The sequence below is a fragment of the Vibrio hepatarius genome, assembly GCF_043642085.1.
Classification (GTDB): domain Bacteria; phylum Pseudomonadota; class Gammaproteobacteria; order Enterobacterales; family Vibrionaceae; genus Vibrio; species Vibrio hepatarius_C.
Window position 1 is genome coordinate 637,873 of record NZ_JBHZSA010000001.1, and the last position, 26,998, is coordinate 664,870.

Genomic DNA, 26,998 nt, shown 5'->3' on the forward strand with positions numbered 1-26,998 from the left:
CTGAGCCCTCATTTGAGGGCTCTCTTTTTATGACGCCTAACTATCAAATCATCACAAAAGATCTTAACTTACGCTTAATTGATAGCGAAGAGGCAGAGGTCTTACGCGATTGCGTGTGCAACTCACCTAGCCTCCACCAATGGATTGATTGGTGCCAACCTGACTTCTCAACCGACGATGCGGAACGGTTCATCCTTGCTACCCGACTTAATTGGGTTAAAGCGCAAGCGTACGGTTTTGGCGTGTTTTGCCGTCATTCAGGTCAATTGCTCGGAATGGTTGCGATTAATGAGATATACCACACCTTCAACATGGCAAGTATTGGCTACTGGATAGGTGATGCCTTCCAAGGACAGGGACACGGCAGTAAAGCCGTTAACGCCTTAGTTGAGTTTTGCTTTGACGTGCTAAAACTTACCCGCATCGAGATTGTCTGCGATCCCAATAATCAGGCGAGCCAGAAATTGATTGAACGATGTGGAGGAAAGTTTGAATCACGCGCGGAAAACCGCTTTCTCTACAATGGTAAACCCAAAACAGGCTTGGTTTACTCCATCATTCCTAAATGAAAAGAGCCACAATAAAAAAGAGCGCCTTAGCGCTCTTTTTTGTCTTCGATTCAAACCAGTATTAGTGCAACTTTAGGTTAGGACGAAGTACACGGTTGATGCGTCCCATCAGGATAATCAAACCCGTTTTGAACATACCATGCAAAGCCATCTGGTGTAGGCGGTACAGCGAGATATACACCACGCGTGCGATACGACCTTCAACCATCATTGACCCCTTAGTTAGGTTACCCATTAGGCTACCTACCGTAGAGAAACGGCTTAGAGAGACCAATGAACCCTTATCCTTGTAGACATAAGGTTTCATGTCACGACCGTTTAGCTTAGCAACGATATTCGAAAATGCGCAGCTAGACATCTGGTGTGCCGCTTGAGCGCGTGGTGGTACGAATGAGCCGTCTGCTTGAGTACACTGAGCCAAATCACCAATCACGAAAATATCGTCATCACGAGTGGTTTGCAGCGTATCTTTCACGACCAACTGGTTAATGCGGTTAGTCTCAAGGCCGGCAATATCTTTAATAAAGTCTGGAGCCTTGATGCCCGCTGCCCACACCATTATTTGTGCAGGGATCTTCTCACCATCTTTAGTCACCAAGCCATCTTTATCCGCCTGTGTCACCATAGTGGCTGTGCGAACATTAACGCCAAGCTTAGTTAGCTCTTGGTGCGCTGCACCAGAAATACGTGGTGGCAGTGCTGGAAGAATACGTTCACCCGCTTCAACAAGGTTTACGTTTAGTTTGCTTGAATCAAGATCGCCAAAGCCATAGGTACGCAGCTCTTTCACCGCATTGTGCAGTTCAGCGGAAAGCTCTACACCAGTCGCACCAGCACCCACAATAGCGATATCTACTGTACCATTACCATTTTTAGCGTGCAGTTTAAGGAACTGATTGTTCATTTCAGTGCGGAAGCGATGAGCCTGCTCAGGGCTATCTAGGAAGATACAGTTCTCGCGAACACCTGGAGTATTAAAGTCATTTGACGTGGAACCGATAGACATCACCAAAATGTCGTAATCGAGTTCACGACTAGGCATGAGCAGCTCGCCATGTTCATCTTTCAGTTCACGCAGCTTAATCACTTTGCGCTCACGGTCGATGTCTTCAAGGCTACCCATTTGGAAGTCGAAGTGGTGGTTTTTAGCATGAGCGCGGTAGCTTAAAGCATCCACACCTTCATCAAGTGAACCTGTTGCTACTTCGTGCAAAAGTGGCTTCCAAAGGTGACTCGCCTTGCGGTCAACCAAAGTCACCTTTGCACGACCTTTACGGCCCAAAGTACGGCCAAGTTTAGTCACAAGCTCAAGGCCGCCTGCGCCGCCGCCTACTACGATAATTCGTGTCACAGCTACATTCCTCAAAAAAGTTAATAAATGTGTTTCGACATGGTCTAAACCACATCGATAAAATTTGGTTCTTTTTTATTCAGTCAGCTTCTATCTATAGAGAGCACACACTGGTAGAGGTGTTGTTCGAAATACGACACGCTTATTGGATAATAAAGCCTTATGGCTAAGCACTAATCTGCAACAAGATCAGTTAATAATGGGTAAGCTTTTCACTCACTCTCAATTTTTTTTGATATTTATCAAAAAATTTATAGTGAACTCATTATATAGGGCAAAATGCGCTTCGCAACTAAAGAATGCGCCAATCTCATTTAAAGTTGTAAGGATTTTGACTGGATTGAACAATAAAAAAGCGACGTTAATAAATAACGTCGCTTTCACTATTCTATTCGGAGATAACACCCACTACGCGTTTTTGAATGCCTTCATTGTCTGAAGATGTTGGGAGATTTTTTTAAACTTGTGAGTCTGGGTCTCATCCCAAATGATGTCGTAGTAATCTTCTAATTCAGCGGCTGTTTTGCTGTTATCGTGAATCTCATCGTCTTTGGAAAGGATCACTAAACAGCGGCCTTTATTTTTGATGCGGAACTCAGAAACACATTTGGTCGCGATATCTTCGTACTCTTCTGGACGGTCAATACGACCTTCCATATTACGCGCTGGGTGCAAGTTAGGGTTGAAGACAACCTGCTTAATACCGCATAAAAAACCAATTCTTTCGGACCAGTAACCGCCAAGCCCTACCCCACAGATGATCGGCGCTTTGTCGTCTGATTGCTCAATCACTTTATGCACTTCTTTAAGTAGGTGCTGCATATCGTGCTTAGGATGAAGTGTGCTGTAGTTGATAAAACGCACATCATCATCAATAAACTGCAGTTGAAGCACTTTTTCGTGATTGCCTGGGCTGGTTGAATCAAAACCGTGTAAATAAATAATCATCGTATAATCCCCCGATCCTTGTGAGCTTAATCTACCACGAAAAATAAGGTTTAAAAGCAACGGACTAGAGATAACCTCTACCGATGCATCAAACAGTGATCTTAGCTACAAAATGCTTGTTGAAGCTTTTCGGCTTGGGTTAAATATTGTTCATCTCCCCATAGCTGATAGGCCAGTAAGTACCATAACATCGCCATCATGGTCGCTCTTGGTTTCCAAGCCAGCACACCCTCGACCCAATCATCAACGCCTTCAATACCACGTAATTGACAGTATCGATATACGGATTCCAAAGGTTTCTCATCCATCACATCGATGCTAAGAGTGAGATCTAGGCGTGGGTCAGCCAATGCAGCGTATTCCCAATCGATGACTTTGTTGCCCTGCTCAGTCTTCACCATGTTATAGCCTGCTAAGTCAAAGTGGCATAGAGATAAACCCACGTCGGCCAAATTAGGAGCGGTACGCCAACGATTATAGATTTCTGCGTATTCAGCCACTTTGAGTTCATCAGATAATAACATCCAATAATGATCCACTCGGGCCGTATAGTTAAATGGCGCAAGAGGAAGACGCTGAGTATCTAAATCATGAATTCTAATCATGGTGTTAAGTAACGAATCAAAACTCAAACTATCCGTCAGGGGTGTTCCTTCTATCCAGTCGACAAGTAGACCTTGGTCATTAATATGAATAGCTGTGGGAGCGAGATGACTTGGCTCAATAGCCGAAAGGATTTGATATTCTTGAAAGCGTGAAATGGAAAACGCTTTGGTGATGTGCGTTGCTGGGCGCCACACATAAGACTTATTGTCTGTCGTGACGATTTTCCAGCAACGATTTGTGAGCCCTCCGGTCAGCGTCTGTGCATAATCCGGAGGAATAGAGAAAAAGTGGTCTAACGACAATAACGAACGATCAAGATGACAAGCTTCGTTCCAAGACATCCTCGCCATAACTCACTCCTTCTCTAACTCATTATAGGCCTAAGAAGCTCTTAGACTCTTGCTTGCGAATTTCAGTCTCGTCCGCCCACTCAATAAGACCTGTTTCTAGATCCATTAAGCGCATTGTCATCTTGTAGTAAACGTCTTTGTCACTACCTGCGTTCTTGGCAATGCTTGATAGGTTGCCGTAAAGCATGTACTGCGCACCAACCATCTTACCAAACTGAATTGCTGTGCTCTGATTTACAAGCTCGTCATTGTTTTGGAAGTTCAGTTGTTCACGAACAGACTCGACACGGTCCATATCTACAAAACGGAACTTACCAGAGTTCAGCATTTTAGTGCTGATACTGTCGGTAATAGATTCAGTATCAATGTGCTCACTGGTCTTGTTCTTGATTCGTTCTACAAACACAATTGGACGAGAATCGCGCGTGATGGCCGCTACAGAGCCAGACATCATCATGCTATCAACCATTTCACCGGCAATTTTTTGCAAGTCTGTTGAACCAAAGTCGATTGTCGTTGTTTCAACGGCTTGAGCGTCCCCGTAGCTCACTTGGTTTGAACAACCACCCAATACAACCGCTAAACCAAGTAATGCAATTACACTTTTTTTCATTGTCGGTTCCTTAAAATTATCCTTTGTTACTACTTAATTAGTTATCTAGCTGACGAATCTGAACACGGAACTGAGTTCCATTTGGATTGATCGACACTTCTGAAATTGAGATTTCTTCGGTACCTCGAACAATCGCTTGTCTCCATGGACTTAGCTTGTTGTTCACTTCTAAGCCTTGGTCGTCATACCAATAGAAACGATATTGTACGTGCTGATCACCCGTATATTGGCTCACAAGTCTTACTACACCACGCGCTCTGCCATCAACTTCAGTCGTAGAAATGTCGTCGATCTTCAAACGCCCGGCTAATACGTTGTCACCAAAAATGACCGTTTGAGATGCGCCATCAATACGTAGCCCTGCGGTATTGTCTGCACAGCCAACGATGGCCAATACTGTCACTAATGAAATAAGCCATTTTTTCATCGTATGTTTCCTAACTGTTTATGCCAAATCGTGGCATTGTTTCCTTGCCGTGAGAGCCAAACTAACACTGTTCGCCCGGCCTCCACGTTAAATGTATATGGTTGTCCGTTGAGCAATATGCTCTGCTCACCCGGTTTAACAACCTCGCTCGAACTGTAAATCTCGCTTGGGAGCGTCAGCCAACTGCGTGTATCCGGTTGTTCGGTCAATGTATTCCAAACGTTGAAAAGCAAATTGCCGACATCATCGCCCTGCGCAGCTTCTTTTCTCAATCGGTCTTTAGCCCAGACTCTTAAGCCTTGTCTAATGATGATGTTAGGCATTCGCTCAGAGAGATCTTGTTTCGCCATTAAATTCACATCACTCAACATATCCGCAGAAAGCGATTGGCTATTAAGAGACAATGCGCCAAAACTCTGCTCACGCTTTTCTGGATAGTAGGGTAACGAAATACTGTACCAAGCCCCATTTCCTCTACTGTCATATAGAGGTAAAGCTTGTTTCCACCCTTGCATCGCTTCAACAACACCACGCTCATCGATCACAATAACGCGGCTTTTGCCTTGCGTAAGATAGCTGGCTTTGCCGTAACGTTTTTCCAGTTTTGCTAGGTCTTCTCGCATACCTAAACGCTTAGCAACACGCTTAGTGCCTTCGATAACTTGTTGGTTATCAGGCATGACCGCTAACGCGCGTCGATAATCCACATAAGCACTGTTTAAATCCCTATCCGCTTCATATAGCAACGCCGACAAATAGAGTAAGTAACCATTTTGAACGGCCTGCAATTTTTGACCCGCATCTGGATAGTTCGACAAGATGCTACCTAAATTTGGCGTCAGACCCTGCTGCTCCATTTGGTTTTGAGCGGACTCTAGCTCTTTCTCTCTATCTTTACGTGCTTGTTCTTGAACTTGGTTTGCTCTACGCATCTCAATTAACGCGCCTTCAAGATCGTTGTCTTTAAGGTAATTAAGCCCTAGGTAAAGATGCAAGAAGCCCAGTTCATAATCAGCAGGGTGATAGTTTTTTAAATTGTCATTAACGGCTAAAGCACCCACGCTCATCGCACTTTCAGAAAGCGAGACCGTTGCTTGGTCTTGCTGAATTCGCACAGCTCGGTCACTATCGTCAAACGCAGATTTACTCTCAGCGTATTGCTGATTGAGTAAATAGACTCGACCTTTTTCAAAGTTATCTAGAATATCTCCCGCAACTTGTTCAGGTAGTAATGTCTCTGCTTGTTGATAATCTCCGCTTCTCACCTTTTGATGCAGCTCGTTATTTTGTGCGCTGTAGTGGCTAAACAGATTGCCTGCAGATAAGTTGGCGCATGCAGAAAGCACGAATGAACTGCCGATGACGAATGCCAGTCGAATGTGTTTATGCACTTGGTATTCCATAGTTGTCAGTAAGAGCGCAGTTAGACTCGCTACGCTCTAAATTTATCCTTGCTTAAGACAACACGAGAGCGAATTTGTTCGATATGTCTTAGCTAAGAGCTAGCTCATTAACATTGGACCTAATGGACGGCCGCCAACAAGGTGCATATGAATATGGTAAACCTCTTGGCCACCGTGAGAGTTACAGTTCACGATCAGACGGTAGCCATCTTCGTCGATACCCTCTTCTTTCGCTAGCTTTCGTGCGACCGTAAACATGCGTCCCATAACTAGCTCGTCTTCTTCTTCGATCTCATTAACCGTCGGGATAAGCTTATTTGGGATGATCAAAATGTGACTTGGCGCGCGTGGGTTGATATCTCGAAATGCAGTAACTAGGTCATCTTGATAAACAACATCTGCCGGAATTTCTTTACGAATGATTTTACTGAAAATGGTTTCTTCAGCCATGAAGCGCTCCATCGATACGGTTTTATTAGTTGAATTGATTCGAGTATGCGCCAAGCTTCGCAAAATCACAATAAAAAACAGTGTTCGTTTAATTTAAACAGCATACGGTCATAGGCGGTTAGCTAAATATGTATTGTGCGTCATAAAATGCGTGTCTCGTTGTCAATACAATGGGCATCTTTTTGTTAATTTTCTAAGAAATGATAAATATAAGGGAGAGATCCATGAAGGGCTCAGTGATTAAGCGTATGTACGCTGGCTTTGCATTGATCATAATAATGTTCGTCATCACTACGTTGATGATGATGCGAGGAATGCAGCAGATACACCAAAACTTCGAAGGTGTATCTAACACTTCACTACCACTGGTTTCACAATCTAACCAAACGAGTGTAGCGCTACTTTCTGCCGATAAACTATTTAAAGACTTTTTGACTACACAAAGCTTCGAACGCATGGACCAACTGTCTGGCCAATTTGAAGAAGTTAAACAAGCCTATAATCAACAGCTATTAAAGTTAGAGCAAGTCAGTACAAGTCAACCTGAGCTAGCCGAGTCGATTGTTCAGCTTAAAGAGATGGAAGTAAATTACTTCACTGAAGCAACGCAAGCGATGGACAACTACCGCGCGATGTTTGTCGCACAGGCTCAAGTGCAAAAATCCACTCGTCAATTCCAGCGACTGCACTCTGAATTGAGCTTAGGCATGAAAGAGTATGTCGATGATCAAAGCAGCATTTCTGTGAAAGTAATGGCAAAAAGCTATTTCATTAAGCTAAAAGATGCTGAAATGATCACCTCTGATGCACTAGCAAGCAGTGACACTGAGTTCGTCGCTAAAGCTGTGGCCAAAAACAAGAAAGCGGTGACTCACCTCAACTATGCTTACCGCGGCTTAACCAGCCAGATGCCTGAGATCAAAAAGGCGTTCGATGAATCAGTTCAACAGTTTACGATAGACGTTGGTAAAAAAGGCGGCGTGCTAGACCAACATAGCGCCTACCTACAAGCAAAAGACGCACTCTATGCCAATATCGCGAACCTAACCCAGCAAGTTGACGCGACCAGCGAACTGCTCGCGTCATTCAGTGCTTTTGCTCAGCAAGGTCTCAACGCCTCGCTAAGCGAAGCCGGCGAAGTGTACGAGCAAGGTGTCATTCGCTCTGTTTCTATTGGTGCGATTGTGATCTTTATGGCGCTCGCGATCGGTTACCATATTGCTCAAAGTGTACGTGAACCTTTAACTCGTATTCTTCGTACTCTTGAATCGCTCACTGAAGGGGATATGACGCAGCGTATCGACATTCGTTACAACAACGAATTCAGCCGTGTGAGTCATCATATCAACTCACTGGCCGACAACTTGCACGGAATTTTGGTTGAGCTCAACGATGCCTCAGACAATCTGACCAATACTGCGACAACCAACCAGTCCACCTCATCGCAGGCTCAATCGCAATTAAGCCAACAACGTGAGCAGACCGCTAACGTAGCGACGGCGATGACCGAAATGGCTCACTCAGTACAAGAAGTCGCGCAAAGTGCGCAGAATTCTCAGACTATGGTAGAGAAAGTCGAAATTGCATCGGAGTCGGGTCGACAGATCATGGGCACCAACATTTCGACCATCAATCAGCTCGAAACGCGACTAAATCAATCGGTAGATGCAGTAAAAGACCTCCAAGCGATGAGCAGTCAAATCGGCAGTATCTTAGACGTTATCCGTAATATTGCTGAACAGACCAACCTTCTAGCACTTAACGCCGCAATTGAGGCAGCGCGCGCTGGTGAACAAGGTCGAGGATTCGCGGTCGTTGCTGATGAAGTCCGCGTACTTGCACAACGCACTACTGAGTCAACGTCAGAAATTGAAAATATGATCAGTAATCTTCAGAGCAGTTCGAGCTCGGCCAACAAGGTCATCCAAAGCTGTAAGGACGATATGGAGCTGTCAGTTTCGCAAGCGTCAAGTGCCAACAGCGCTATGGAAGAGATTCAGGGGCTAATCATGGAAATCAGCCAAATGAGTGGTTACATTTCTCAAGCCGCTGCTGAACAAAGCGAAACAACCAGTGAGATTGCACGAAATATTGAAGAAATTAACCTGATTGCCGATGCCAGTTATCAAGCGATGGCACAGATAGCTCAAACCAGCTCTAACCTCTCTTCTCTTGCTAATCAACAAGGTGATTTAGTGCATCGCTTTAAGTTGTAGTTAAGTCAGAAAACGGTAATTAATTGAGTTTGGGCGACTATTTTCTATAGTCGCCCTTGTTTTTTAAGGTCCGTGTCATTATATGATTTAATAGGCTTGCCCCCACTTTTCTTACTCTTTTTTTGCAAGCCGAACATGAGGAATTGTTATGGCCGTTCATGTTGGCATTATTGATCAAGACCCAATACGCCTAGTTACCCCATTATTAGATAATCGCACGATTAGCGATCATATCGTTTTCATCGGGGTGGAATCCCAAGAAGGTATGTACCTTCGCCTTCATAGTGTATTGAGCAAAAGAAACATCACTTCAGAATTTTTTCAAATCCCGAATGTCGCGAATACTTCAAAAATTAAACAAGCAATTATCACATTGGCTGAAGACCTCACCGCTAGAGGTGAAGAGGTAAAACTCAACGCCAGTTGTGGTCTGCGTCATCGACTGCTGTCCGTTTACGAAGTATTTCGTACTTATCACTGGCCGATTTTCGTTGTCGAGCCCAATAGTGACCGTTTGTGCTGGCTCTACCCAGATGGCAAAGAAGATACTCAAGTCGAAGACCGTATCACTATCGATGATTATCTCACTGTGTTTGGGGCTCGTGGTGAATTTAACGAACACGAATTACCACCGCAACTTGACCAAAAACTATATGAGCTTGGGGAACGCTGGGCAAGTAATGCATTGGAACTTGGCCCTGGTCTGGCAACGCTAAACTATCTTGCGACCACTTGCCGTAAAGAGCAAAGACTCGATGTGGAGCTTTCTGAGAAACAGCAAGGCTATCGTGAGTTGAATATGCTGCTGACCGACTTAGTCGAAGCGGACATCGCAACCTACGAGAATGGAGTACTGACCTTTGCCAACGAAGACGCGCGCCGTTTTTCTAATGGTGAGTGGCTAGAGACTCTAGTGCACAGCACAGTAAGGCAGATCCAACAAGATATGCCAACCATTCAAGACCGTTCGCTCAACGTTCAAGTCTACCGTCAACTGGGTGATAGAGAAGTGCGTAATGAACTAGACGTCGCTTCAGTGGTAAACAATAAGCTGCATATCATCGAATGTAAGACGAAAGGGATGCGTGACGACGGAGATGATACGCTTTACAAGCTGGAATCTCTACGCGACCTTCTAGGTGGCCTACAAGCGCGCGCTATGCTGGTTAGCTTCCGCCCATTGCGTCACAATGATATTACCCGCGCAGAAGACCTTGGCCTCGCTCTGATTGGCCCTGACGAGCTGAAAGACCTCAAATCTCACTTAGCCGAGTGGTTTGCAGAAGCCGGTGGTCGCGAAGAAGAAATTGCCGATTGCTAAACTAAACGTGATCAGCAAACCTAAAAAAACCGCCAAATGGCGGTTTTTTTATTAAAGATGTCTGCTTATTAGCTGTCGTCTTCAGTAAAGTTGGTTGGCAGCGTGGTTTTCATCTGGTTCCAGATTTGCGCACTCTGCAGACCGTAATGACGAACAACAATCAGGATCTGTTCGCGATTTCCAGTCTCGCACACTTCAAGTAAGTCACGGTAAAACTGCAGCGCTAACTCACGAGCTTCTGGGTTAGAGAAGTAGTAACTACCTACGCGATCATAAAGTTTCTTCAGACCATTAAAGATCAAACCGTAGATTTGGTTGCCTGAGTGGAATGCAAGACGTTGGAACAACATGTAGTCATAGAAGTTGAACGTTTTTGCGATCAAGATCGATTGACGTTTGATCTCGTCTTTCTCACCGTCATCTTTAATATGTTGACGAATCTTCTCTGCATAAGGAGAAGACTCCATAAACACATCCCATGAATCTGCTGTAATCAAGGATTCACATGAACTAATCACATTAGTAATGGTTTTCTCAGAGTTTTCTTTATTCGCTTTGAATGCATAGCGCATAAAAATCGGGCTGATGTTAGTGCGTGCTGCAAGTAAATCTTCAACAATAGATGTCGCATTGTCTGCATCGAGTGTCATCAACGTATCAAGGATATGCAGGCCCGACGTCTCCATAAACTGGTTTACGCGCGTTGGTTTACCATGTTGGATTGTCAGCCAACCATCACGGGCTAAACGCTGTAAGACTTCTCGTAATGTTGTGCGAGTAACGCCAATTAGTTCAGAGAGCTCGCGTTCTGCTGGTAAAATTGAACCAGGTGGAAATCTGCCTTTCCAAATACTTTCAATAATGTATTTTTCTGCGAATCCTGCTGGGCTCTTTGCCTTAATGACCATTTATATATTATCCAGTCTTTATTATTTGGGTCTAATTAACTCATCATACCACTAGTTATGCTATATCGGAAACCGCCACACAGGAAACATGGCACAAAGCACCGTTAGAGCTAACACTCTAAATTACCATCACATTTACTGGCCGATAATGCATGATGAAACACTCCCATTATAAAGTTTAACAAATTGTAAACACGCGACACACCCCACCCCCTTTAGGGTTATACGCAAAAGTTAAGTTTGTAAAATTGCAAAAATAAACTGCCATTTTCATGCAATATAATTACATATTCTTTCTTATTCTAAGCTTTCAATGCCTAGCCAACATTAACCATTGTTTTTCACAACTCTTATGATATGTTTACGCCACTTTGATCGCGTTTTTCAACAAAAGTCGCTTAATAAAATCACAACATCCAGTTTATCGTTGACTAAATTCTGTTGAAGAGTAGAGTGGCGGCCAAAGTAAGGAGTGCTTGTCTTTCTCAGGGAGTGACTTGGCAAGGCCACATGATCGTAGAAGCAATGTTGTTTTTCTAAGTCACTGTTGAATCGGGTTCATTTCCTGCTGGCTAGACGATAGCCAGACGTTGGAAATTACAAAATTTCCGGTTAATGGATTCAAGCACGCGCAGTGTCTATTCATAACAACATTAAGAGTATCTAGATCATGCCGATGTCACTCGGAAATGCATTTATTAAGAACTTTCTTGGTAAAGCTCCAGATTGGTATAAAGTTGCCATCATTTCTTTTCTAATTATCAACCCAATTGTGTTCTTCTTGGTTGACCCTTTTGTAGCAGGTTGGCTACTCGTTGCTGAGTTTATCTTTACTCTAGCAATGGCGCTAAAATGTTACCCTCTTCAGCCTGGTGGCTTACTCGCCATCGAAGCGATTGCAATCGGCATGACCAGTGCTGATCAAGTTAAACATGAACTTGTTGCCAACATCGAAGTGCTGCTATTGCTAGTCTTCATGGTTGCCGGCATCTACTTTATGAAGCAACTGCTGCTGTTTATCTTTACTAAGATATTACTCGGCATTCGCTCTAAGAGCATGCTCTCGTTAGCCTTCTGTTTTGCGGCCGCATTCCTTTCTGCATTCCTTGATGCCCTAACCGTTATCGCTGTTGTTATCAGTGTTGCTGTTGGCTTCTACGCTATTTACCACAAGGTTGCATCAGGCCAAGGCCCACATGCATCGCACGACCACACGCAAGATGATCATCTTTCAGAATTAACTCGTGACGACCTTGAAAACTACCGCGCATTTCTACGCTCGCTGCTAATGCACGCCGGTGTCGGTACTGCACTGGGTGGTGTAATGACTATGGTAGGCGAACCGCAAAACCTTATCATTGCTGACCAAGCTGGCTGGCAATTTGGCGAGTTCATCATCCGCATGCTTCCAGTTACAGCGCCGGTATTTGTTTGTGGCCTGATTACCTGTGTGATTGTCGAAAAACTGAAAGTCTTCGGTTACGGCGCTCGACTACCTGAAAACGTGCGTCAGATTCTTGTTGATTTTGACCGTGAAGAACGTAAGACACGTACTAAGCAAGACGTAGCAAAACTGTGGGTACAAGGTATCATCGCGGTTTGGCTAATCGTTGGTCTAGCGCTTCACCTAGCGGCAGTTGGTCTTATTGGCCTATCTGTTATCATCCTAGCGACAGCGTTCACTGGTGTAATAGAAGAACACTCGATGGGTAAAGCCTTCGAAGAAGCACTACCATTTACCGCACTACTCGCCGTATTTTTCGCTGTTGTTGCGGTAATCATCGACCAAGAGCTATTTAAACCAGTTATCGACGCAGTACTGGCCGTTGAAGATAAAAGTACCCAACTTGCTCTGTTCTATGTCGCGAATGGTGTTCTTTCAATGGTATCGGATAACGTGTTTGTTGGTACCGTATACATTAACGAAGTTAAGTCAGCACTGGTTGAAGGAGTGATTACTCGTGATCAGTTTGACCTTCTTGCCGTAGCGATCAACACAGGTACTAACCTACCGTCAGTTGCAACGCCAAACGGTCAAGCAGCATTCCTATTCCTACTGACTTCGGCACTAGCACCACTGATCAGACTATCTTACGGTCGCATGGTTGTGATGGCACTGCCTTACACCGTTGTTTTGGCTACTGTAGGTCTGGCTGGTATCGTCTTCTTCGTTGAGCCTATGACAGCATGGTTCTACGACGCAGGTTGGATTACTGCACAAGTTGGTGAAGCTGTACACGCTGTATCTAACGGACATTAATTGGATAAGATTCAAATTTTTTAGTTGATACTGAAACTTTTCCACGATAAAAAGCTCTGATAACTCAGGGCTTTTTTATTACTTCAGGACATCTGTGTGAATATACTTTCTGCAATCAAAACTTTCTCTCAAGGACGACTCTCATGGTTGTTGCTACTGCTATTTGTCGTATTCTTTGAAGCCTGCGCACTGTTCTTTCAACACGTTATGATGCTATCGCCTTGTGTGATGTGTATTTATGAACGCGTCGCAATGCTTGGCATCGGTGGTGCTGCACTGCTTGGCGTAATCGCACCGAACAACCCAATCATCCGTTGGTTAGGTTTAGCGGCTTGGGGCGCGAGTGCTTACAAAGGTCTGGCTCTTTCAATGCAGCACGTCGATTACCAGTTCAACCCATCACCATTCGCGACCTGTGATCTATTTGTCACTTTCCCAGACTGGGCACCATTAAACCAATGGGTTCCTTGGATGTTTGAAGCGTACGGTGATTGCAGCAAAGTTGTTTGGCAGTTCCTGACACTATCTATGCCTCAATGGCTCGTGGTTATTTTTGCAGGTAACCTGATTGCGCTGGGTGTAATTGTGATTGCGCAATTTGCTAAGAACAAATAAGCACGAGATTAGAGAACAACAAAGGGCTGATGTGAATACATCAGCCCTTTTTTATTAAACGCTCGGTCGTCCGTAAGACACCCTACTCAGCTACAAATAAAAAGGGTTAGCTCAGTCGCTAACCCTTTTTTGACGCTTCTAAGTGAAGGCCCTTAGTTCATATCACGGCTCGGTGTCGGGGCCAATACCTCACGGTTACCGTTATGGCCCGGTGCACTAACAATGCCTTGCGCTTCTAGTTGCTCGACAATACGCGCCGCACGGTTGTAACCAATCTTAAAGCGGCGCTGAACACCAGAAACCGAACCTCGGCGAGACTGAACAACATGCTCAACCACTTGGTCAAACAGTGGATCCATTTCCTCTTCGCCTTCTGGCTTCTCACCTGGGAGTAACGCTTCTGGGCCTTGATCACCATTGGTGATTTCATCTATGTAATTCGGTTTGCCGCGCGCTTTCCAGTTGTTAACCACCGCGTGAACATCGTCATCAGAAGCAAACGCGCCATGAACGCGAGTGGTATGACTTGAGCCCGGCGGCAAGTAAAGCATATCACCCATACCCAGCAGCGATTCAGCACCGCCTTGGTCAAGAATGGTACGAGAGTCTGTCTTAGTCGAAACCGTAAACGCAACACGTGTTGGGATGTTTGCCTTAATCAGACCGGTGATAACGTCTACCGAAGGTCTCTGAGTCGCAAGAATTAAGTGAACACCAGCAGCACGGGCTTTTTGCGCTAAGCGTGCAATCAACTCTTCGACCTTCTTACCAACAACCATCATCAAGTCGGCAAACTCATCAACGATAACAACAATGTATGGCAGTTTCTCCAGCAGTGGTGGATGCTCATCCATACTGTCACCCGGCTGCCATAATGGGTCATGAATAGGATGCCCCGCTTCTGCCGCCATTTTAAGCTTGTCATTAAAGCCTTTGATGTTACGTACACCTAATGCAGACATAAGCTTGTAGCGGCGTTCCATTTCACCGACACACCAACGTAGAGCGTTTGACGCGTCTTTCATATCCGTTACGACTTCAGAAAGAAGGTGAGGTATCCCCTCATAGATAGAAAGCTCAAGCATTTTCGGGTCAATCATGATGAAACGTACATCTTCCGGTGTCGCTTTGTAGAGCATACTTAGGATCATTACGTTCACACCCACAGACTTACCTGAGCCTGTAGTACCCGCCACTAACACGTGCGGCATCTTAGATAGGTCAGCAATAACCGCATCACCAGCGATATCTTGACCAAGTACTACCGTCGTTGGCGATTTCGCTTCAATAAACTGCTGGCTGCCAACAACATCAGAGAAGAATACCGTCTGACGGCTCATGTTTGGCAACTCTAAGCCCACATATGGTTTACCCGGAATCACTTCAACAACACGCACAGCCATTGCTGATAGCGAGCGAGCTAAGTCCATAGAAAGGCTAGAGATGCGACTCACTTTAACCCCTGGAGCAAGGTCTAGCTCGAAGCGAGTAATAACAGGCCCTGGGAAGATATCGACCACTTCAGCTTTAATCTTGTAGTCCGCTAATTTGGCTTCAACTAGTCGCGCAATATTTTCTAATGCATCACGATCGATAAAGTTGTCGCGTTTTTCTGGATGATAAAGGAGCTCTAGCGTCGGCATCGGCTCTACCGGCTTAGGTAGGTTCGGTTCATGTTGAACAAGGAATGGATTCTGCTGCGCAGCGACTTTAGCCTGAGCTTCGGCAACCATGTTGTTGAGCGCGGCAGCATCTTCATCTTGTGCAAGTTCTTCCTGTTGAGATTGATATTCTGCTACAGGTTCAACATGTGCTTCTTCTGCAACATCAAACGATGAAATCATCGGTTCTTGATGATGCTCTAACGGCTCAATTTCAGTAGAGATCTGATCAAGTTCAGACGTTGTAATGCTTGGTTGCGCAATGTCTTCATCAACTACGCTCTCATTCCAAGGTAACTCTGAGCTAGGGACTTCTTCTACCGCTTCATATGCAGGTGCCGTCTCTACTACTGGCTCCACATCAACAGCCGTCGCTGGGATTTCTTGCTCATACGGCATCGCCACTTCCGGCGTATGAACGTCAGCCGTTGCCACCGCAGCCATCGTTGCAGTTGCGACACTCGCGGCTTGCGCAGGTTCAACAAAGTCGTCGGCGTACTGTGCTGCTTGCTCTAGTTCTTCAATGGTGGCGCCCAGTTGCCTAGAACGCTCCACTTGGGGCTCATCGCTTACAACTGGCTGAACTGAGACCATTGGCTGCTCTGGCTCTACCTCAGTATACGTGGCCTGCGGTATTACCGGCTCACTGTATTCAGGGACAGGTTGCTGCACTTCATACACAGGCTCAGGCTGAACTGGTTTAGGCTCAGCTTCATGAGATTCAGGTATATGAATATTGAAGCGACGCGGTTCAGACATTGGCTCTTCTATATCTTGAGTCAATGATACCGTTGGCTCTTCACGTACTGATTCTGAGCGAGCAGGCGTAATCTCTTGCTCATAATCGTTTAACTCTGCTTCTAAAGTTTCATCTTCTCTGCCACGGATACGGTTAACAAGCCCAGTACACAGACTAATGGTCTTCTCACCTAACCAATCGACAATCGATAACCAAGAAATACCCGTCAGTAAGGTAAAACCTGCTCCCCACAAGAATAGGAAAACCAATGTAGTGCCGAGAATGTTTAAAGTTGGCATGGCTAGACTTGTTAATACGTCACCAATCACACCACCCGATGAAAAATACCAAATATCATCAAAGTTGATGTCAGCAAGTCCGCAGCTGGTCAAAATCACGATAGTCAGACCCAGCAGTCGCGTACCCCACAGCATTAAATCAACAGGTTCGTCTTCACCGCGTTTACGTAACACAACCCAAGCGGTGCCAGTAATAACAATAGGCAAAACATAAGCAAGAGAGCCAAAGGTAAAAAATAGAGTGTCTGCTAGCCAAGCGCCTGCTAAGCCACCAGCGTTGTTGATCTCCCCACCCCACGCAGTTTGAGACCACGACGGATCAGCGGCATTAAAAGTGATAAGCGCTACTGAAAGCAATATCGACGCTAAAACTACAACAATCAGACTGCACTCTTGAAGGCGCTGAGGTCCACTCAGACGAGAAAGCGAGGAGTCATCACCCGTTTTAATAATTGTTTGGACTTTATTTTTGGTCTCTTTAAACATAACCAACTTTATCTACGTAGCATAAAACCGAGTTCGAAAGATTCGCTTCGGCAGAAAATAAAATAGTCCGAGCAGCACTGCTACTCGGACTATCGATTTAACCATATCAAGGGCAAAAACCCAATTGCTTAAAGTCAGAATATAGAAAGCAATTAAGAGTTTAACGCTATGCCTACTCGAAGTTATCGAGTTTTGATAACCAGTTGGTTAGTTTGCTTCACTTCTTCCATTACTACGTAAGTACGTGTGTCATTTACACCAGGTAGACGCAATAGCGTGTCACCCAGTAGCTTACGGTAAGCACTCATGTCAGATACACGAGTTTTTAGTAGGTAGTCGAAATCACCAGAAACTAGATGACACTCTTGGATGTCGTCTAACTTTTGCACTGCCGTGTTAAATTGCTCGAATACATCAGGAGCACCACGATTTAACGTAATTTCAACAAATACTAGTAGTGAAGCATCAAGGTACTGCGGGTTCAGCAACGCTGTATAACCTGTAATGTACCCTTGGCGCTCTAAGCGGCGCACACGTTCCAAACATGGTGTAGGCGAAAGCCCCACACGTTTAGACAACTCTACATTCGAAATACGACCATCTTTCTGCAACTCATTTAGAATGTTGCGATCGATACGGTCAAGATCCTTGGACGGCTTTTTATTGTTGTCTGCCATTTTTTATTCCACCTTATTACTTCCTTGCAAAAAAATATACTACAACTTTTTAATATTCAGTATCAAATTTTATCCAATCATATCTATACTAGATATTAATTCGACAGAATTACCCTACACACAGTTAATACAACTACTATAGTTTATACAACCAAAATAAAATGAGGAGTCAGGATGATCATTGGCGTACCTAAGGAAATCAAAAACCACGAATACCGTGTTGGCATGATCCCAGCGAGCGTTCGCGAGCTAGTGTCTCAAGGTCACCAAGTTTTTGTTGAAACTAATGCCGGCTCAGGCATCGGTTTTTCAGACGATGATTACATCGCTGTAGGCGCATCCATTCTTCCTACCGCTGCTGACGTTTTCGCGAAAGCAGAAATGATTGTAAAGGTTAAAGAACCTCAAGCTGTCGAGCGCGCTATGCTACGAGAAGGGCAAATTTTATTTACTTATTTGCACCTAGCACCAGATTTTCCACAAACTGATGAGCTAATCAAGAGCAAAGCTGTCTGTATAGCATATGAGACTGTAACAGATAATATGGGTCGCTTGCCACTACTTGCTCCAATGTCTGAGGTAGCAGGTCGCATGTCTATTCAAGCAGGTGCACAAACTTTAGAGAAATCTCACGGTGGTCGTGGTCTTCTACTTGGTGGTGTTCCAGGCGTTGAGCCAGCGAAAGTCGTCGTTGTCGGCGGTGGTGTTGTTGGTGCTAACGCAGCGCGCATGGCTGTAGGCCTTCGTGCAGACGTAACTATCCTTGATCGCAATGTTGATACACTACGTCGCCTAGACGAAGAGTTCCAAGGTCGTGCAAAAGTGGTTTACTCTACAGAAGACGCTATTGAGAAGCATGTTCTAGAAGCTGACCTAGTAATCGGTGCGGTACTTATCCCAGGTGCAGCTGCGCCTAAACTAGTAACTAAAGAGCACATCGCTAAGATGAAGCCAGGTGCAGCAGTTGTTGACGTTGCAATCGACCAAGGCGGTTGTTTCGAAACTTCACACGCTACAACACACGCAGACCCAACGTACATCGTTGACGACGTAGTACACTACTGCGTTGCAAACATGCCAGGTGCCGTTGCTCGCACTTCTACATTCGCTCTAAACAATGCAACACTTCCTTACATTGTTAAGCTAGCGAACAAAGGTTACCGTGAAGCACTACTAGCAGATAACGGCTTCCTAGAAGGTCTAAACGTTATCCACGGTAAAGTAACGTGTAAAGAAGTTGCTGAAAGCTTCGATCTTGAATACGTTGCACCAGCAGACGCGATTGCAATGTTCAATTAATGTTGAATCGTCTTAGATAAGAGAAAACGCTCACTTCGGTGGGCGTTTTTTGTTTGGGCCGGAGATCTTTTAAAGTGCATCGAGAATTTTGAGAGATTCCCTACTCGTTCCTTCGTCACTCTATGGAATGACAGAGTCAATAAGCGCATTCAATGAAAGGACAGAAATAAATTGTTCTCTAAATATCTCGACATCCTTGAAAGTGAGGGACGAGTAACTTGAGGAGCTCTTAAAGACTTGTATGAAGAGGTCGACGTTCCCTACTACGCGCTGATGGCGTCATAGGGAGTGACAAGAATTAGGTGGTGTACCAACTACGAAGTTAGAACCAGCGCTCTAACGCACTCTTATCAAGTTGGTGAAATGCGCGGTTAAGAATTTTTGCTAGCTCTTTATAGCGTGGGCGCGATTTCATTGGCTCTAAAGCAAAACCGCTTTCAGCAATTTTCTGGTAGATTTCACGATACCAACCCGCAAGTGCTGGCGGAAGTTGCGTATTAGCGCGATTGCCTAACCACCACATACCTTGAATCGGCATACTGATAGCGAAAAGTGCGATGATGACAGCTTGAGGCATAGACTGATAATTATTAAACGCCATTTGCGTCAATACGCTGATCGCTGCGATCGCTGGCATGACTTTGACCCCAAAACGCGTAGCTTTGATAATACGCTGCTCTGGAAACAGCATATTCAGCTCTTTTCGCATGGGCCAAATGTCCATGTATTTTTGTCCGTCACGTAGGCTGTGAACTAAACCGACTTTATTGCTCATAGGGCTCTCTCACTTCAACATCGGGGCCATCGGCTAAAATTTAGTTGAAAGATTCAACTAAACGAAGAAAAAATTGATGAAAGTTAATATTCTTTCAAATTTTTTTTGTTATCATCGCCTATTATCGTTATCCTTTGCGGACCCACAATCTCATTGTTGCTGTTATTTACAATTTAAGCAACTCTTGAGACCTTTCTGCAGCGGATGCAAGAGTGGTGATCTGGATCGCCACTGTCTTTATATACGGAATTCGAAGTTTTTTTGACCAAGATTAGTACGCAGCTTCTTCTGCTTCGTCTATTCTTGAGATTAATTTTCACCCTTACTGATTTCGATCAGAAAAATTAACAGGTAGTCATTAATGTCTAAGCTAGTTTTAGTTTTAAACTGCGGTAGTTCTTCTCTTAAATTCGCTGTAGTTGATGCAGAAACAGGTGCAGAGCACCTAACTGGTCTTGCTGAGTGTCTAGGTCTTCCAGAAGCTCGTATGAAGTGGAAACTTGACGGCAAGCACGAAGCACAACTAGGCGCGGGCGCAGCTCACGTAGAAGCACTATCTTTCATGGTAGAAACTATTCTTGCTTCTAAGCCTGAGCTTAAAGCTAACCTTGGCGCTATCGGTCACCGTATTGTACACGGCGGCGAGCAGTTCACTCAATCTGCACTAATCACAGATGAAGTACTTAAGGGTATTCAAGACGCTGCGACTTTCGCACCTCTTCACAACCCAGCTCACCTAATCGGTATCGAAGCTGCTCAACAGAACTTCCCAGGCCTTAAAAACGTTGCTGTATTTGACACTGCGTTCCACCAAACAATGCCTTCTGAGTCTTACCTATACGCTCTACCGTACAACCTGTACAAAGAGCACGGCATCCGTCGCTACGGCATGCACGGTACTTCTCACCTATTCATCACTCGTGAAGTTGCAGGCCTACTAAACAAGCCAATTGAAGAAGTTAACATCATCAACTGTCACCTAGGTAACGGTGCTTCTGTATGTGCAATCAAGAACGGTCAATCTGTAGATACTTCTATGGGTCTTACTCCTCTTGAAGGTCTTGTAATGGGTACTCGTTGTGGTGACCTAGACCCTGCAATCATCTTCCACCTACATGACGCTCTAGGCTACTCTGTTGAAGAAATCAACAACATGCTAACTAAAGAGTCTGGTCTTGCTGGTCTAACTGAAGTGACTTCTGACTGTCGTTTCGTTGAAGACAACTACGGTGAGAAAGAAGAAGCAACTCGTGCAATGGACGTGTTCTGTCACCGTCTAGCTAAGTACGTTGCAGGTTACACAGCGACTCTTGAAGGTCGTCTAGACGCAATCACTTTCACTGGTGGTATCGGCGAAAACTCTGGCCCTATCCGTGAAATGGTTCTTAACCGTCTAGGTATCTTCGGTATCGAAGTTGATGGTGAAGCTAACCTTAAAGCACGTTTCGGCGGCGAAGGTACAATCACTACAGCAAACAGCCGTATCCCAGCAATGGTTATCTCTACTAACGAAGAGCTAGTTATCGCTGAAGACACTGCACGTCTAGCAGGTCTTTAATTGACTTAATCGGCTGCTAAATAGGCAGCCGGTTTTCTTATTCTGGGGCTCAACTCCTATTCTTTGCAGTGCAAGGAATAATAGTTGAGCTTTTATCCCCAATAGCTATAGGTACTCTACGAATGTCTCGTACTATTATGCTTATCCCTGCAAGTGCTGGTGTTGGTCTTACTAGCGTAAGCATGGGTGTTCTTCGCGCAATGGAGCGCAAAGGCGTTAAAGTTTCTTTTTACAAGCCAATCTGTCAGCCGCGTTCTGGTGGCGATCAACCTGATCTAACTTCAACTATCGTTGGTTCAAACAGCGATGTGAAGATCGGCCAACCTCTTGCGATGTCTGTTGCTGAAAGCCTAATCGGTAACGACAACATGGATGAGCTGCTAGAAACAGTGGTTGAGCGTTACAACCAAATCAACAAAGATGCTGACGTAACGCTAATCGAAGGTCTTGTACCGACTCGTAAACACCCATTCGCTAACCAAGTGAACGCTGAAATTGCAGCAACACTTGGTGCAGAGATCGTACTTGTTGCAACGCCTGGCACAGATAACCCTGCGCAGCTTAAAGAGCGTATCGAAGTAGCATGTTCTAACTTCGGCGGCACTAAGAACAAAAACATCTCTGGCGTTATCATCAACAAGCTAAACGCTCCTGTTGACGAAGCTGGCCGTACTCGCCCTGACCTATCTGAAATCTTTGATGATGCTGATAGCGCGAAGCAAAACGAAATGAAAGTGATGGAAATCTTCAACACTTCTCCAATTCGTGTACTAGGTTGTGTGCCATGGAGCATCGACTTAATCGCAACGCGTGCAATCGACATGGCTGAGCACCTAAATGCTGATATTATCAACGCTGGTGACATCAATACACGTCGTATTAAGAGCATCACGTTCTGTGCACGTTCTCTGCCAAACATGATTGAGCACTTCAAACCAGGTTCTCTTCTTGTTACTTCAGCAGACCGTCCTGACGTTATCGTTGCAGCAGCTCTTGCAGCAATGAACGGCGTAGAAATCGGTGCAGTACTGCTTACTGGCGGTTACGATATCCCTGAAGAAATCGCAGGCCTATGTAAGCCAGCGTTCGACTCAGGTCTACCGATTTTCAAAGCACAAGGTAACACTTGGCAGACGTCTCTAAACCTACAGAGCTTCTCTATCGAAGTACCTGCAGACGATAAAGAGCGTATCGAGTTCATCAACGAGCACGTTGCTGGCAACATTGATGGAAACTGGATCGAGTCTATGACAGAGGGTACTCAAAAGTCTCGTCGTCTAAGCCCACCAGCATTCCGTTACCAGCTAACTGAGTTCGCTCGTAAAGCAGGTAAGCGTATTGTTCTTCCTGAAGGTGACGAGCCACGTACAGTTAAAGCTGCGGCTATCTGTGCTGAGCGCGGCATTGCAGAGTGTGTGCTTCTAGGTAACCCAGAAGAGATCAAACGTGTTGCTGCACAGCAAGGCGTTGAGCTAGGTGCTGGCGTAACTATCATCAACTCTGATGAAGTTCGTGAAAACTACGTAGCTCGTCTAGTTGAGCTACGTGGCGCGAAAGGTATGACTGAAGTTGTCGCCCGTGAGAAGCTACAAGATTCAGTATTCCTTGGCACGATGATGCTTGAGAACGACGAAGTTGACGGCCTAGTGTCTGGTGCTGTACACACAACAGCGAACACTATCGTTCCTCCGTTCCAGATCATCAAGACTGCACCTGATGCGTCTATCGTATCTTCTGTATTCTTCATGCTACTGCCTGACCAAGTATTGGTTTACGGTGACTGTGCGATCAACCCAGATCCAACAGCTGAACAGCTAGCTGAAATCGCTATCCAATCTGCAGATTCTGCTGCGGCATTCGGTATCGAACCACGCGTTGCTATGATCTCATACTCTACTGGTGAATCTGGTAAGGGTGCAGACGTAGATAAAGTACGTGAAGCAACCAAACTAGCTCAAGCGAAACGTCCTGATCTAGTGATCGACGGTCCTCTACAGTACGACGCGGCTATCATGGAAAACGTTGCTGCTTCTAAAGCACCAAACTCTCCAGTAGCAGGTAAAGCGACTGTCTTCGTATTCCCAGACCTAAACACTGGTAACACGACTTACAAAGCAGTACAACGTTCAGCTGACCTAGTGTCTATCGGTCCAATGCTTCAAGGTATGCGTAAGCCTGTAAACGACCTGTCTCGCGGCGCTCTAGTTGACGACATCGTATACACAGTTGCTCTAACAGCTATCCAGGCTGACCAAGCGGCTCAAGCAAAAGAGAAAGTAGTTAACTAATTTAACGCTTTTCTGAAATGACAAACCCTCGCAGATGCGAGGGTTTTCTTTTATGTGCGCCAATCAAATTAGAGCTTATCGCGCCCATGGCTAGAGTCTAAATCTAACTCCGGACCGACTGGCACCACCTGCGTTGGGTTAATCCCTGTGTGGCTGTAGTAGTAGTGGCGCTTGATGTGATAAAAGTCTATGGTCTCACTGACTCCCGGCACCTGATAAAGCTCTTTCATGTAGCCATTCAAATACTCATAGTCAGCGATACGTTTTTTATTGCACTTAAAGTGACCGACGTATACTGCGTCAAAGCGAATCAGTGTGGTAAACAGACGCCAATCCGCTTCAGTGATACTCTTACCCGCTAAATAGCGATGCTTAGCCAAATGCTCATCTAATCTATCAAGAGATGCAAACAGTTGGTGGTACGCCTCTTCGTAAGCGTCTTGCGTGGTTGCAAACCCGCAGCGATAAACACCGTTATTCACGTGGGGGTAAATATACGCATTCCACTCGTCTATCATCTCGCGGTCAGCTTGCGGATAATAATCGTCGGTATTACCAGTAAGCTCATTAAACTCAGAGTTAAACATACGAATGATTTCTGAGGATTCATTGCTCACAATGGTGTTGAGTTTTTTATCCCATAAAACAGGGACGGTTACGCGCCCGGTGTAGTTAGGTTTTGCTTGGGTGTAAATCTGATGCAGACGCATGTGGCCAAATAGTGGCTCTGGCAGCCCCATTTGCCAACCTTCGTTCATCATGTCAGGGCAAACAACTGTCACGTCGATATGAGGCTCTAATCCTTTCAGTTTGCGGAAAATCAACGTCCGATGCGCCCAAGGACACGCTAGGGAGACGTATAAGTGATAACGGCCTGACTCAGGTTGAAATTTCGCCTCTGGTTTATTCTCAATCCAATCTCGAAAACCCGCATCTTCGCGAACAAACTTACCGTCGTTAGATTTTGTGTCGTACCAAACATCATGCCAAACGCCTTCAACTAATTTACCCATGATCATCTCCTAAACCATTATCCTAATGAAGTTAGTATAAAAAATGCTGACGATAAGAAGAGTAGATTAGCTTGGCTTTGTTGTTCGAATATTTCGAAGATAGCAGTCAACGATATTGGGACATAAAAAAAGCGCGACTCCCGAAAGATGCCGCGCTTAAGCCCGTCACAGGCTGAATTATGGTTTAGCGATTAAATGCTAACATGCAGACAAGAGACTGCGTGAACATCATTGCCCTCAATACGGGGCTTAGTCTGCGCACAAGCGTCTGTCGCTTGCGGACAACGAGTACGGAACACACAACCAGATGGAGGGCTGATTGGTGAAGGTAGATCACCTTCTAGCATCTCAATCTTTTTACTGCGCTCTAACTTAGGATCAGGAATTGGTACTGCTGACATAAGCGCACGCGTGTATGGGTGTTTCGGGTCAGCAAATAGCGCCTCTGCTTCACCTAACTCAACTGCATTGCCCAAGTACATTACCAACACTCGGTCAGAAATGTGCTTAACAACGGATAGATCGTGTGCGATGAATACCAATGAAAGACCTAGCTCTTTTTGCAGCTCTTTCAGAAGGTTAACCACCTGAGCCTGAATCGATACGTCAAGTGCTGATACTGGCTCATCACAGATGATCATCTTAGGCTTTAGAATAAGCGCACGTGCGATACCAATACGCTGACACTGACCGCCAGAGAATTCATGTGGGTAGCGGTTGATAACGTTTGGCAGTAGACCTACTTTCGCCATCATCTCTTTAACGCGATCTTTCACCTCTTGCTTAGAAAGCTCAGGGTAGAACGTTTCTAGTGGCTCAGCGATGATGTCGCCCACTGTCATACGTGGGTTTAGCGATGCAAGTGGGTCTTGGAAAATCATTTGAATTTCTTTACGCGTTTCACGGCGCTTAACTTCTTGCATCTTCGTCAGGTCTTGACCTAACCACATTACATCGCCATCTGTCGCTTCAACCAAACCAATGATCGCACGAGCAAACGTTGATTTACCACAGCCAGACTCACCTACTACGCCTAACGTTTCACCTTCGTATAAACGAACATCAACGCCATCAACCGCTTTAAGGTTTGCAGGCTTAGACCATGGCCATGCAGATTTCGACGCAATGCTAAAATGAACTTTAAGGTCTTTAACGTCTAAGATTAGGTTCTTATCTACACTCATTTTTTCCAAGCCTCCCATTCAGAAAAACATGCACGCTGACGGCCATCGGCAAACGGCGTCAAAATTGGTGCTTCTTGCTTACAACGATTCATCACACGGTGGCAACGCTCTTGGTAAGGGCAACCTGGTGGTAAACGCAGTAAGTTCGGGGGGTTACCTGGAATTGTCGGTAGAATCTCACCTTCTGTATCCAAACGCGGAATCGCCTTCAGTAGGCCTTCTGCATAAGGGTGACTTGGGTTGTAGAAGATCTCATCTACAGTACCGTACTCCATGGTGCGGCCTGCATACATCACTAATACTTTGTCACATGACCCCGCAACAACACCAAGGTCGTGCGTAATCATGATGATCGCTGTATTGAACTCAGATTTAAGCTCATTCAATAGGTCCATGATCTGTGCCTGAACCGTTACATCTAGTGCCGTCGTTGGTTCATCAGCAATCAGAAGCTTTGGACGACACAATAGCGCCATTGCAATCATTACACGTTGGCGCATACCGCCTGAAAACTCGTGTGGGTACATAGTGATACGCTTACGAGCTTCAGGGATTTTAACCGCTTCAAGCATACGTACAGACTCTTCGAATGCTTCCGCTTTACCCATGCCTTTGTGAAGCATCAATACTTCCATCAGTTGATCACTCACCTTCATATAAGGGTTTAGTGATGTCATCGGGTCTTGGAAGATCATTGCGATCTGTTCTGCACGAACTTTGTTTAGCGCTTTTTCTGGAAGGTTGAGAATTTCATTGCCTTCAAATTTTGCGCTACCTGAGATAATACCGTTCTTAGCCAGTAGTCCCATGATAGCAAATACTGTCTGTGACTTACCTGAACCTGATTCACCTACGATACCTAGAGTTTCGCCTTGGTTCAGAGAGAAGTTCAAATCGTTTACTGCGGTTACGATACCATCTTGCGTGGTAAATTCGACGCGCAGATCTTTGACATCTAATAAGCTCATCATTGCTTCCTTAA

Annotated in this window: 22 protein-coding genes; 8 read left to right on the top strand and 14 right to left on the bottom strand. The window is 45.2% G+C overall.

Translation table 11 applies throughout. The annotated features are described in order from the left end of the window. Positions 1-29: 29 nt before the first annotated feature. Positions 30-569 (top strand): GNAT family N-acetyltransferase, encoded by a 540-nt coding sequence (locus ACHUFZ_RS02805; RefSeq protein WP_394125779.1) that lies wholly within the window; start codon positions 30-32, stop codon positions 567-569. Positions 570-630: 61 nt separating this feature from the next. On the opposite strand, the gene ACHUFZ_RS02810 is transcribed toward ACHUFZ_RS02805, so the two are convergent. The 7 genes from ACHUFZ_RS02810 to hinT form a co-directional block, all read right to left on the bottom strand. Further along, entirely contained in the window at positions 631-1,920 is a 1,290-nt protein-coding gene (locus ACHUFZ_RS02810) for an NAD(P)/FAD-dependent oxidoreductase (protein WP_394125780.1), read from the bottom strand. Between the two features lie 408 nt (positions 1,921-2,328). Next, positions 2,329-2,868 (bottom strand): alpha/beta hydrolase YcfP, encoded by a 540-nt coding sequence (ycfP, locus tag ACHUFZ_RS02815; RefSeq protein ID WP_394125781.1) that lies wholly within the window; start codon positions 2,866-2,868, stop codon positions 2,329-2,331. A gap of 101 nt (positions 2,869-2,969) precedes the next feature. Further along, positions 2,970-3,824 carry a phosphotransferase gene (locus ACHUFZ_RS02820; RefSeq protein WP_394125782.1) on the bottom strand — a complete coding sequence of 285 codons (855 nt, stop codon included), beginning with the start codon at positions 3,822-3,824 and terminating at the stop codon, positions 2,970-2,972. 22 nt (positions 3,825-3,846) lie between these two features. Further along, on the bottom strand, positions 3,847-4,437 hold the full coding sequence (gene lpoB / locus ACHUFZ_RS02825; RefSeq protein ID WP_006878798.1) for a penicillin-binding protein activator LpoB: 591 nt from the start codon (positions 4,435-4,437) through the stop codon (positions 3,847-3,849). A 37-nt stretch (positions 4,438-4,474) separates the two neighbouring features. Beyond that, on the bottom strand, positions 4,475-4,864 hold the full coding sequence (locus ACHUFZ_RS02830) for a YcfL family putative periplasmic lipoprotein (RefSeq protein ID WP_134833813.1): 390 nt from the start codon (positions 4,862-4,864) through the stop codon (positions 4,475-4,477). Next, the gene (locus tag ACHUFZ_RS02835; protein WP_394125783.1) at positions 4,861-6,255 is read right to left on the bottom strand and encodes a COG3014 family protein; all 1,395 of its coding nucleotides are present in this window, start codon (positions 6,253-6,255) and stop codon (positions 4,861-4,863) included. Before ACHUFZ_RS02835 ends, ACHUFZ_RS02830 begins: the two co-directional genes overlap by 4 nt. A gap of 111 nt (positions 6,256-6,366) precedes the next feature. Beyond that, positions 6,367-6,717 carry a purine nucleoside phosphoramidase gene (hinT, locus tag ACHUFZ_RS02840; protein WP_004414476.1) on the bottom strand — a complete coding sequence of 117 codons (351 nt, stop codon included), beginning with the start codon at positions 6,715-6,717 and terminating at the stop codon, positions 6,367-6,369. Positions 6,718-6,941: 224 nt separating this feature from the next. Between hinT and ACHUFZ_RS02845 the strand changes: the two genes are divergently transcribed. Continuing rightward, positions 6,942-8,933, top strand: a complete 1,992-nt coding sequence (locus tag ACHUFZ_RS02845; RefSeq protein ID WP_394125784.1) for a methyl-accepting chemotaxis protein — start codon at positions 6,942-6,944, stop codon at positions 8,931-8,933. Between the two features lie 148 nt (positions 8,934-9,081). Next, positions 9,082-10,254, top strand: a complete 1,173-nt coding sequence (locus ACHUFZ_RS02850; RefSeq protein WP_394125785.1) for a DUF1887 family protein — start codon at positions 9,082-9,084, stop codon at positions 10,252-10,254. A 68-nt stretch (positions 10,255-10,322) separates the two neighbouring features. Here ACHUFZ_RS02850 and fadR read toward each other — a convergent pair whose 3' ends face one another. Then, the gene (gene fadR, locus ACHUFZ_RS02855) at positions 10,323-11,162 is read right to left on the bottom strand and encodes a fatty acid metabolism transcriptional regulator FadR (protein ID WP_394125786.1); all 840 of its coding nucleotides are present in this window, start codon (positions 11,160-11,162) and stop codon (positions 10,323-10,325) included. A 670-nt stretch (positions 11,163-11,832) separates the two neighbouring features. On the opposite strand from fadR, the gene nhaB reads away from it, so the two are divergent. Then, positions 11,833-13,422 carry a Na(+)/H(+) antiporter NhaB gene (nhaB, locus tag ACHUFZ_RS02860; protein WP_134833817.1) on the top strand — a complete coding sequence of 530 codons (1,590 nt, stop codon included), beginning with the start codon at positions 11,833-11,835 and terminating at the stop codon, positions 13,420-13,422. A gap of 96 nt (positions 13,423-13,518) precedes the next feature. Then, positions 13,519-14,037, top strand: a complete 519-nt coding sequence (dsbB, locus tag ACHUFZ_RS02865; RefSeq protein ID WP_134833818.1) for a disulfide bond formation protein DsbB — start codon at positions 13,519-13,521, stop codon at positions 14,035-14,037. A gap of 152 nt (positions 14,038-14,189) precedes the next feature. On the opposite strand, the gene ACHUFZ_RS02870 is transcribed toward dsbB, so the two are convergent. Next, positions 14,190-17,222 (bottom strand): DNA translocase FtsK 4TM domain-containing protein, encoded by a 3,033-nt coding sequence (locus tag ACHUFZ_RS02870; protein ID WP_394125787.1) that lies wholly within the window; start codon positions 17,220-17,222, stop codon positions 14,190-14,192. A 182-nt stretch (positions 17,223-17,404) separates the two neighbouring features. Then, positions 17,405-17,899 (bottom strand): leucine-responsive transcriptional regulator Lrp, encoded by a 495-nt coding sequence (gene lrp / locus ACHUFZ_RS02875; protein ID WP_004414493.1) that lies wholly within the window; start codon positions 17,897-17,899, stop codon positions 17,405-17,407. A gap of 174 nt (positions 17,900-18,073) precedes the next feature. Here lrp and ald point away from each other — a divergent pair, with 174 nt between their 5' ends. Then, complete coding sequence (ald, locus tag ACHUFZ_RS02880; protein WP_134833820.1) at positions 18,074-19,198, top strand: alanine dehydrogenase; 1,125 nt, start codon at positions 18,074-18,076, stop codon at positions 19,196-19,198. Between the two features lie 322 nt (positions 19,199-19,520). Here ald and yfbV read toward each other — a convergent pair whose 3' ends face one another. Then, entirely contained in the window at positions 19,521-19,973 is a 453-nt protein-coding gene (yfbV, locus tag ACHUFZ_RS02885; protein WP_004414497.1) for a terminus macrodomain insulation protein YfbV, read from the bottom strand. A gap of 361 nt (positions 19,974-20,334) precedes the next feature. Here yfbV and ACHUFZ_RS02890 point away from each other — a divergent pair, with 361 nt between their 5' ends. After that, positions 20,335-21,531 (top strand): acetate kinase, encoded by a 1,197-nt coding sequence (locus tag ACHUFZ_RS02890; RefSeq protein ID WP_394125788.1) that lies wholly within the window; start codon positions 20,335-20,337, stop codon positions 21,529-21,531. A gap of 122 nt (positions 21,532-21,653) precedes the next feature. Further along, a complete protein-coding gene (gene pta, locus ACHUFZ_RS02895; RefSeq protein WP_134833822.1) occupies positions 21,654-23,819 on the top strand; it encodes a phosphate acetyltransferase in 2,166 nt (721 codons plus the stop codon). 68 nt (positions 23,820-23,887) lie between these two features. On the opposite strand, the gene ACHUFZ_RS02900 is transcribed toward pta, so the two are convergent. The 3 genes from ACHUFZ_RS02900 to oppD all read right to left on the bottom strand — a co-directional run bounded on the left by ACHUFZ_RS02900 (position 23,888) and on the right by oppD (position 26,984). After that, positions 23,888-24,832: a glutathione S-transferase family protein gene (locus ACHUFZ_RS02900; protein ID WP_394125789.1), complete on the bottom strand. Its 945-nt coding sequence runs from the start codon at positions 24,830-24,832 to the stop codon at positions 23,888-23,890. A 191-nt stretch (positions 24,833-25,023) separates the two neighbouring features. Next, positions 25,024-26,016: a murein tripeptide/oligopeptide ABC transporter ATP binding protein OppF gene (gene oppF / locus ACHUFZ_RS02905; protein ID WP_394125790.1), complete on the bottom strand. Its 993-nt coding sequence runs from the start codon at positions 26,014-26,016 to the stop codon at positions 25,024-25,026. Beyond that, entirely contained in the window at positions 26,013-26,984 is a 972-nt protein-coding gene (gene oppD / locus ACHUFZ_RS02910; protein WP_244230738.1) for an ABC transporter ATP-binding protein, read from the bottom strand. Before oppD ends, oppF begins: the two co-directional genes overlap by 4 nt. Positions 26,985-26,998: the final 14 nt, after the last annotated feature.

Coding starts and splice junctions, on each gene's coding strand:
- ACHUFZ_RS02805 (WP_394125779.1), top strand. CDS start 30: ATGACGCCTAACTATCAAATCATCACAAAAGATCTTAACTTACGCTTA.
- ycfP (WP_394125781.1), bottom strand. CDS start 2,868: ATGATTATTTATTTACACGGTTTTGATTCAACCAGCCCAGGCAATCAC.
- ACHUFZ_RS02820 (WP_394125782.1), bottom strand. CDS start 3,824: ATGGCGAGGATGTCTTGGAACGAAGCTTGTCATCTTGATCGTTCGTTA.
- lpoB (WP_006878798.1), bottom strand. CDS start 4,437: ATGAAAAAAAGTGTAATTGCATTACTTGGTTTAGCGGTTGTATTGGGT.
- ACHUFZ_RS02830 (WP_134833813.1), bottom strand. CDS start 4,864: ATGAAAAAATGGCTTATTTCATTAGTGACAGTATTGGCCATCGTTGGC.
- hinT (WP_004414476.1), bottom strand. CDS start 6,717: ATGGCTGAAGAAACCATTTTCAGTAAAATCATTCGTAAAGAAATTCCG.
- ACHUFZ_RS02845 (WP_394125784.1), top strand. CDS start 6,942: ATGAAGGGCTCAGTGATTAAGCGTATGTACGCTGGCTTTGCATTGATC.
- ACHUFZ_RS02850 (WP_394125785.1), top strand. CDS start 9,082: ATGGCCGTTCATGTTGGCATTATTGATCAAGACCCAATACGCCTAGTT.
- fadR (WP_394125786.1), bottom strand. CDS start 11,162: ATGGTCATTAAGGCAAAGAGCCCAGCAGGATTCGCAGAAAAATACATT.
- nhaB (WP_134833817.1), top strand. CDS start 11,833: ATGCCGATGTCACTCGGAAATGCATTTATTAAGAACTTTCTTGGTAAA.
- ACHUFZ_RS02870 (WP_394125787.1), bottom strand. CDS start 17,222: ATGTTTAAAGAGACCAAAAATAAAGTCCAAACAATTATTAAAACGGGT.
- lrp (WP_004414493.1), bottom strand. CDS start 17,899: ATGGCAGACAACAATAAAAAGCCGTCCAAGGATCTTGACCGTATCGAT.
- ald (WP_134833820.1), top strand. CDS start 18,074: ATGATCATTGGCGTACCTAAGGAAATCAAAAACCACGAATACCGTGTT.
- yfbV (WP_004414497.1), bottom strand. CDS start 19,973: ATGAGCAATAAAGTCGGTTTAGTTCACAGCCTACGTGACGGACAAAAA.
- ACHUFZ_RS02890 (WP_394125788.1), top strand. CDS start 20,335: ATGTCTAAGCTAGTTTTAGTTTTAAACTGCGGTAGTTCTTCTCTTAAA.
- pta (WP_134833822.1), top strand. CDS start 21,654: ATGTCTCGTACTATTATGCTTATCCCTGCAAGTGCTGGTGTTGGTCTT.
- ACHUFZ_RS02900 (WP_394125789.1), bottom strand. CDS start 24,832: ATGGGTAAATTAGTTGAAGGCGTTTGGCATGATGTTTGGTACGACACA.
- oppF (WP_394125790.1), bottom strand. CDS start 26,016: ATGAGTGTAGATAAGAACCTAATCTTAGACGTTAAAGACCTTAAAGTT.
- oppD (WP_244230738.1), bottom strand. CDS start 26,984: ATGAGCTTATTAGATGTCAAAGATCTGCGCGTCGAATTTACCACGCAA.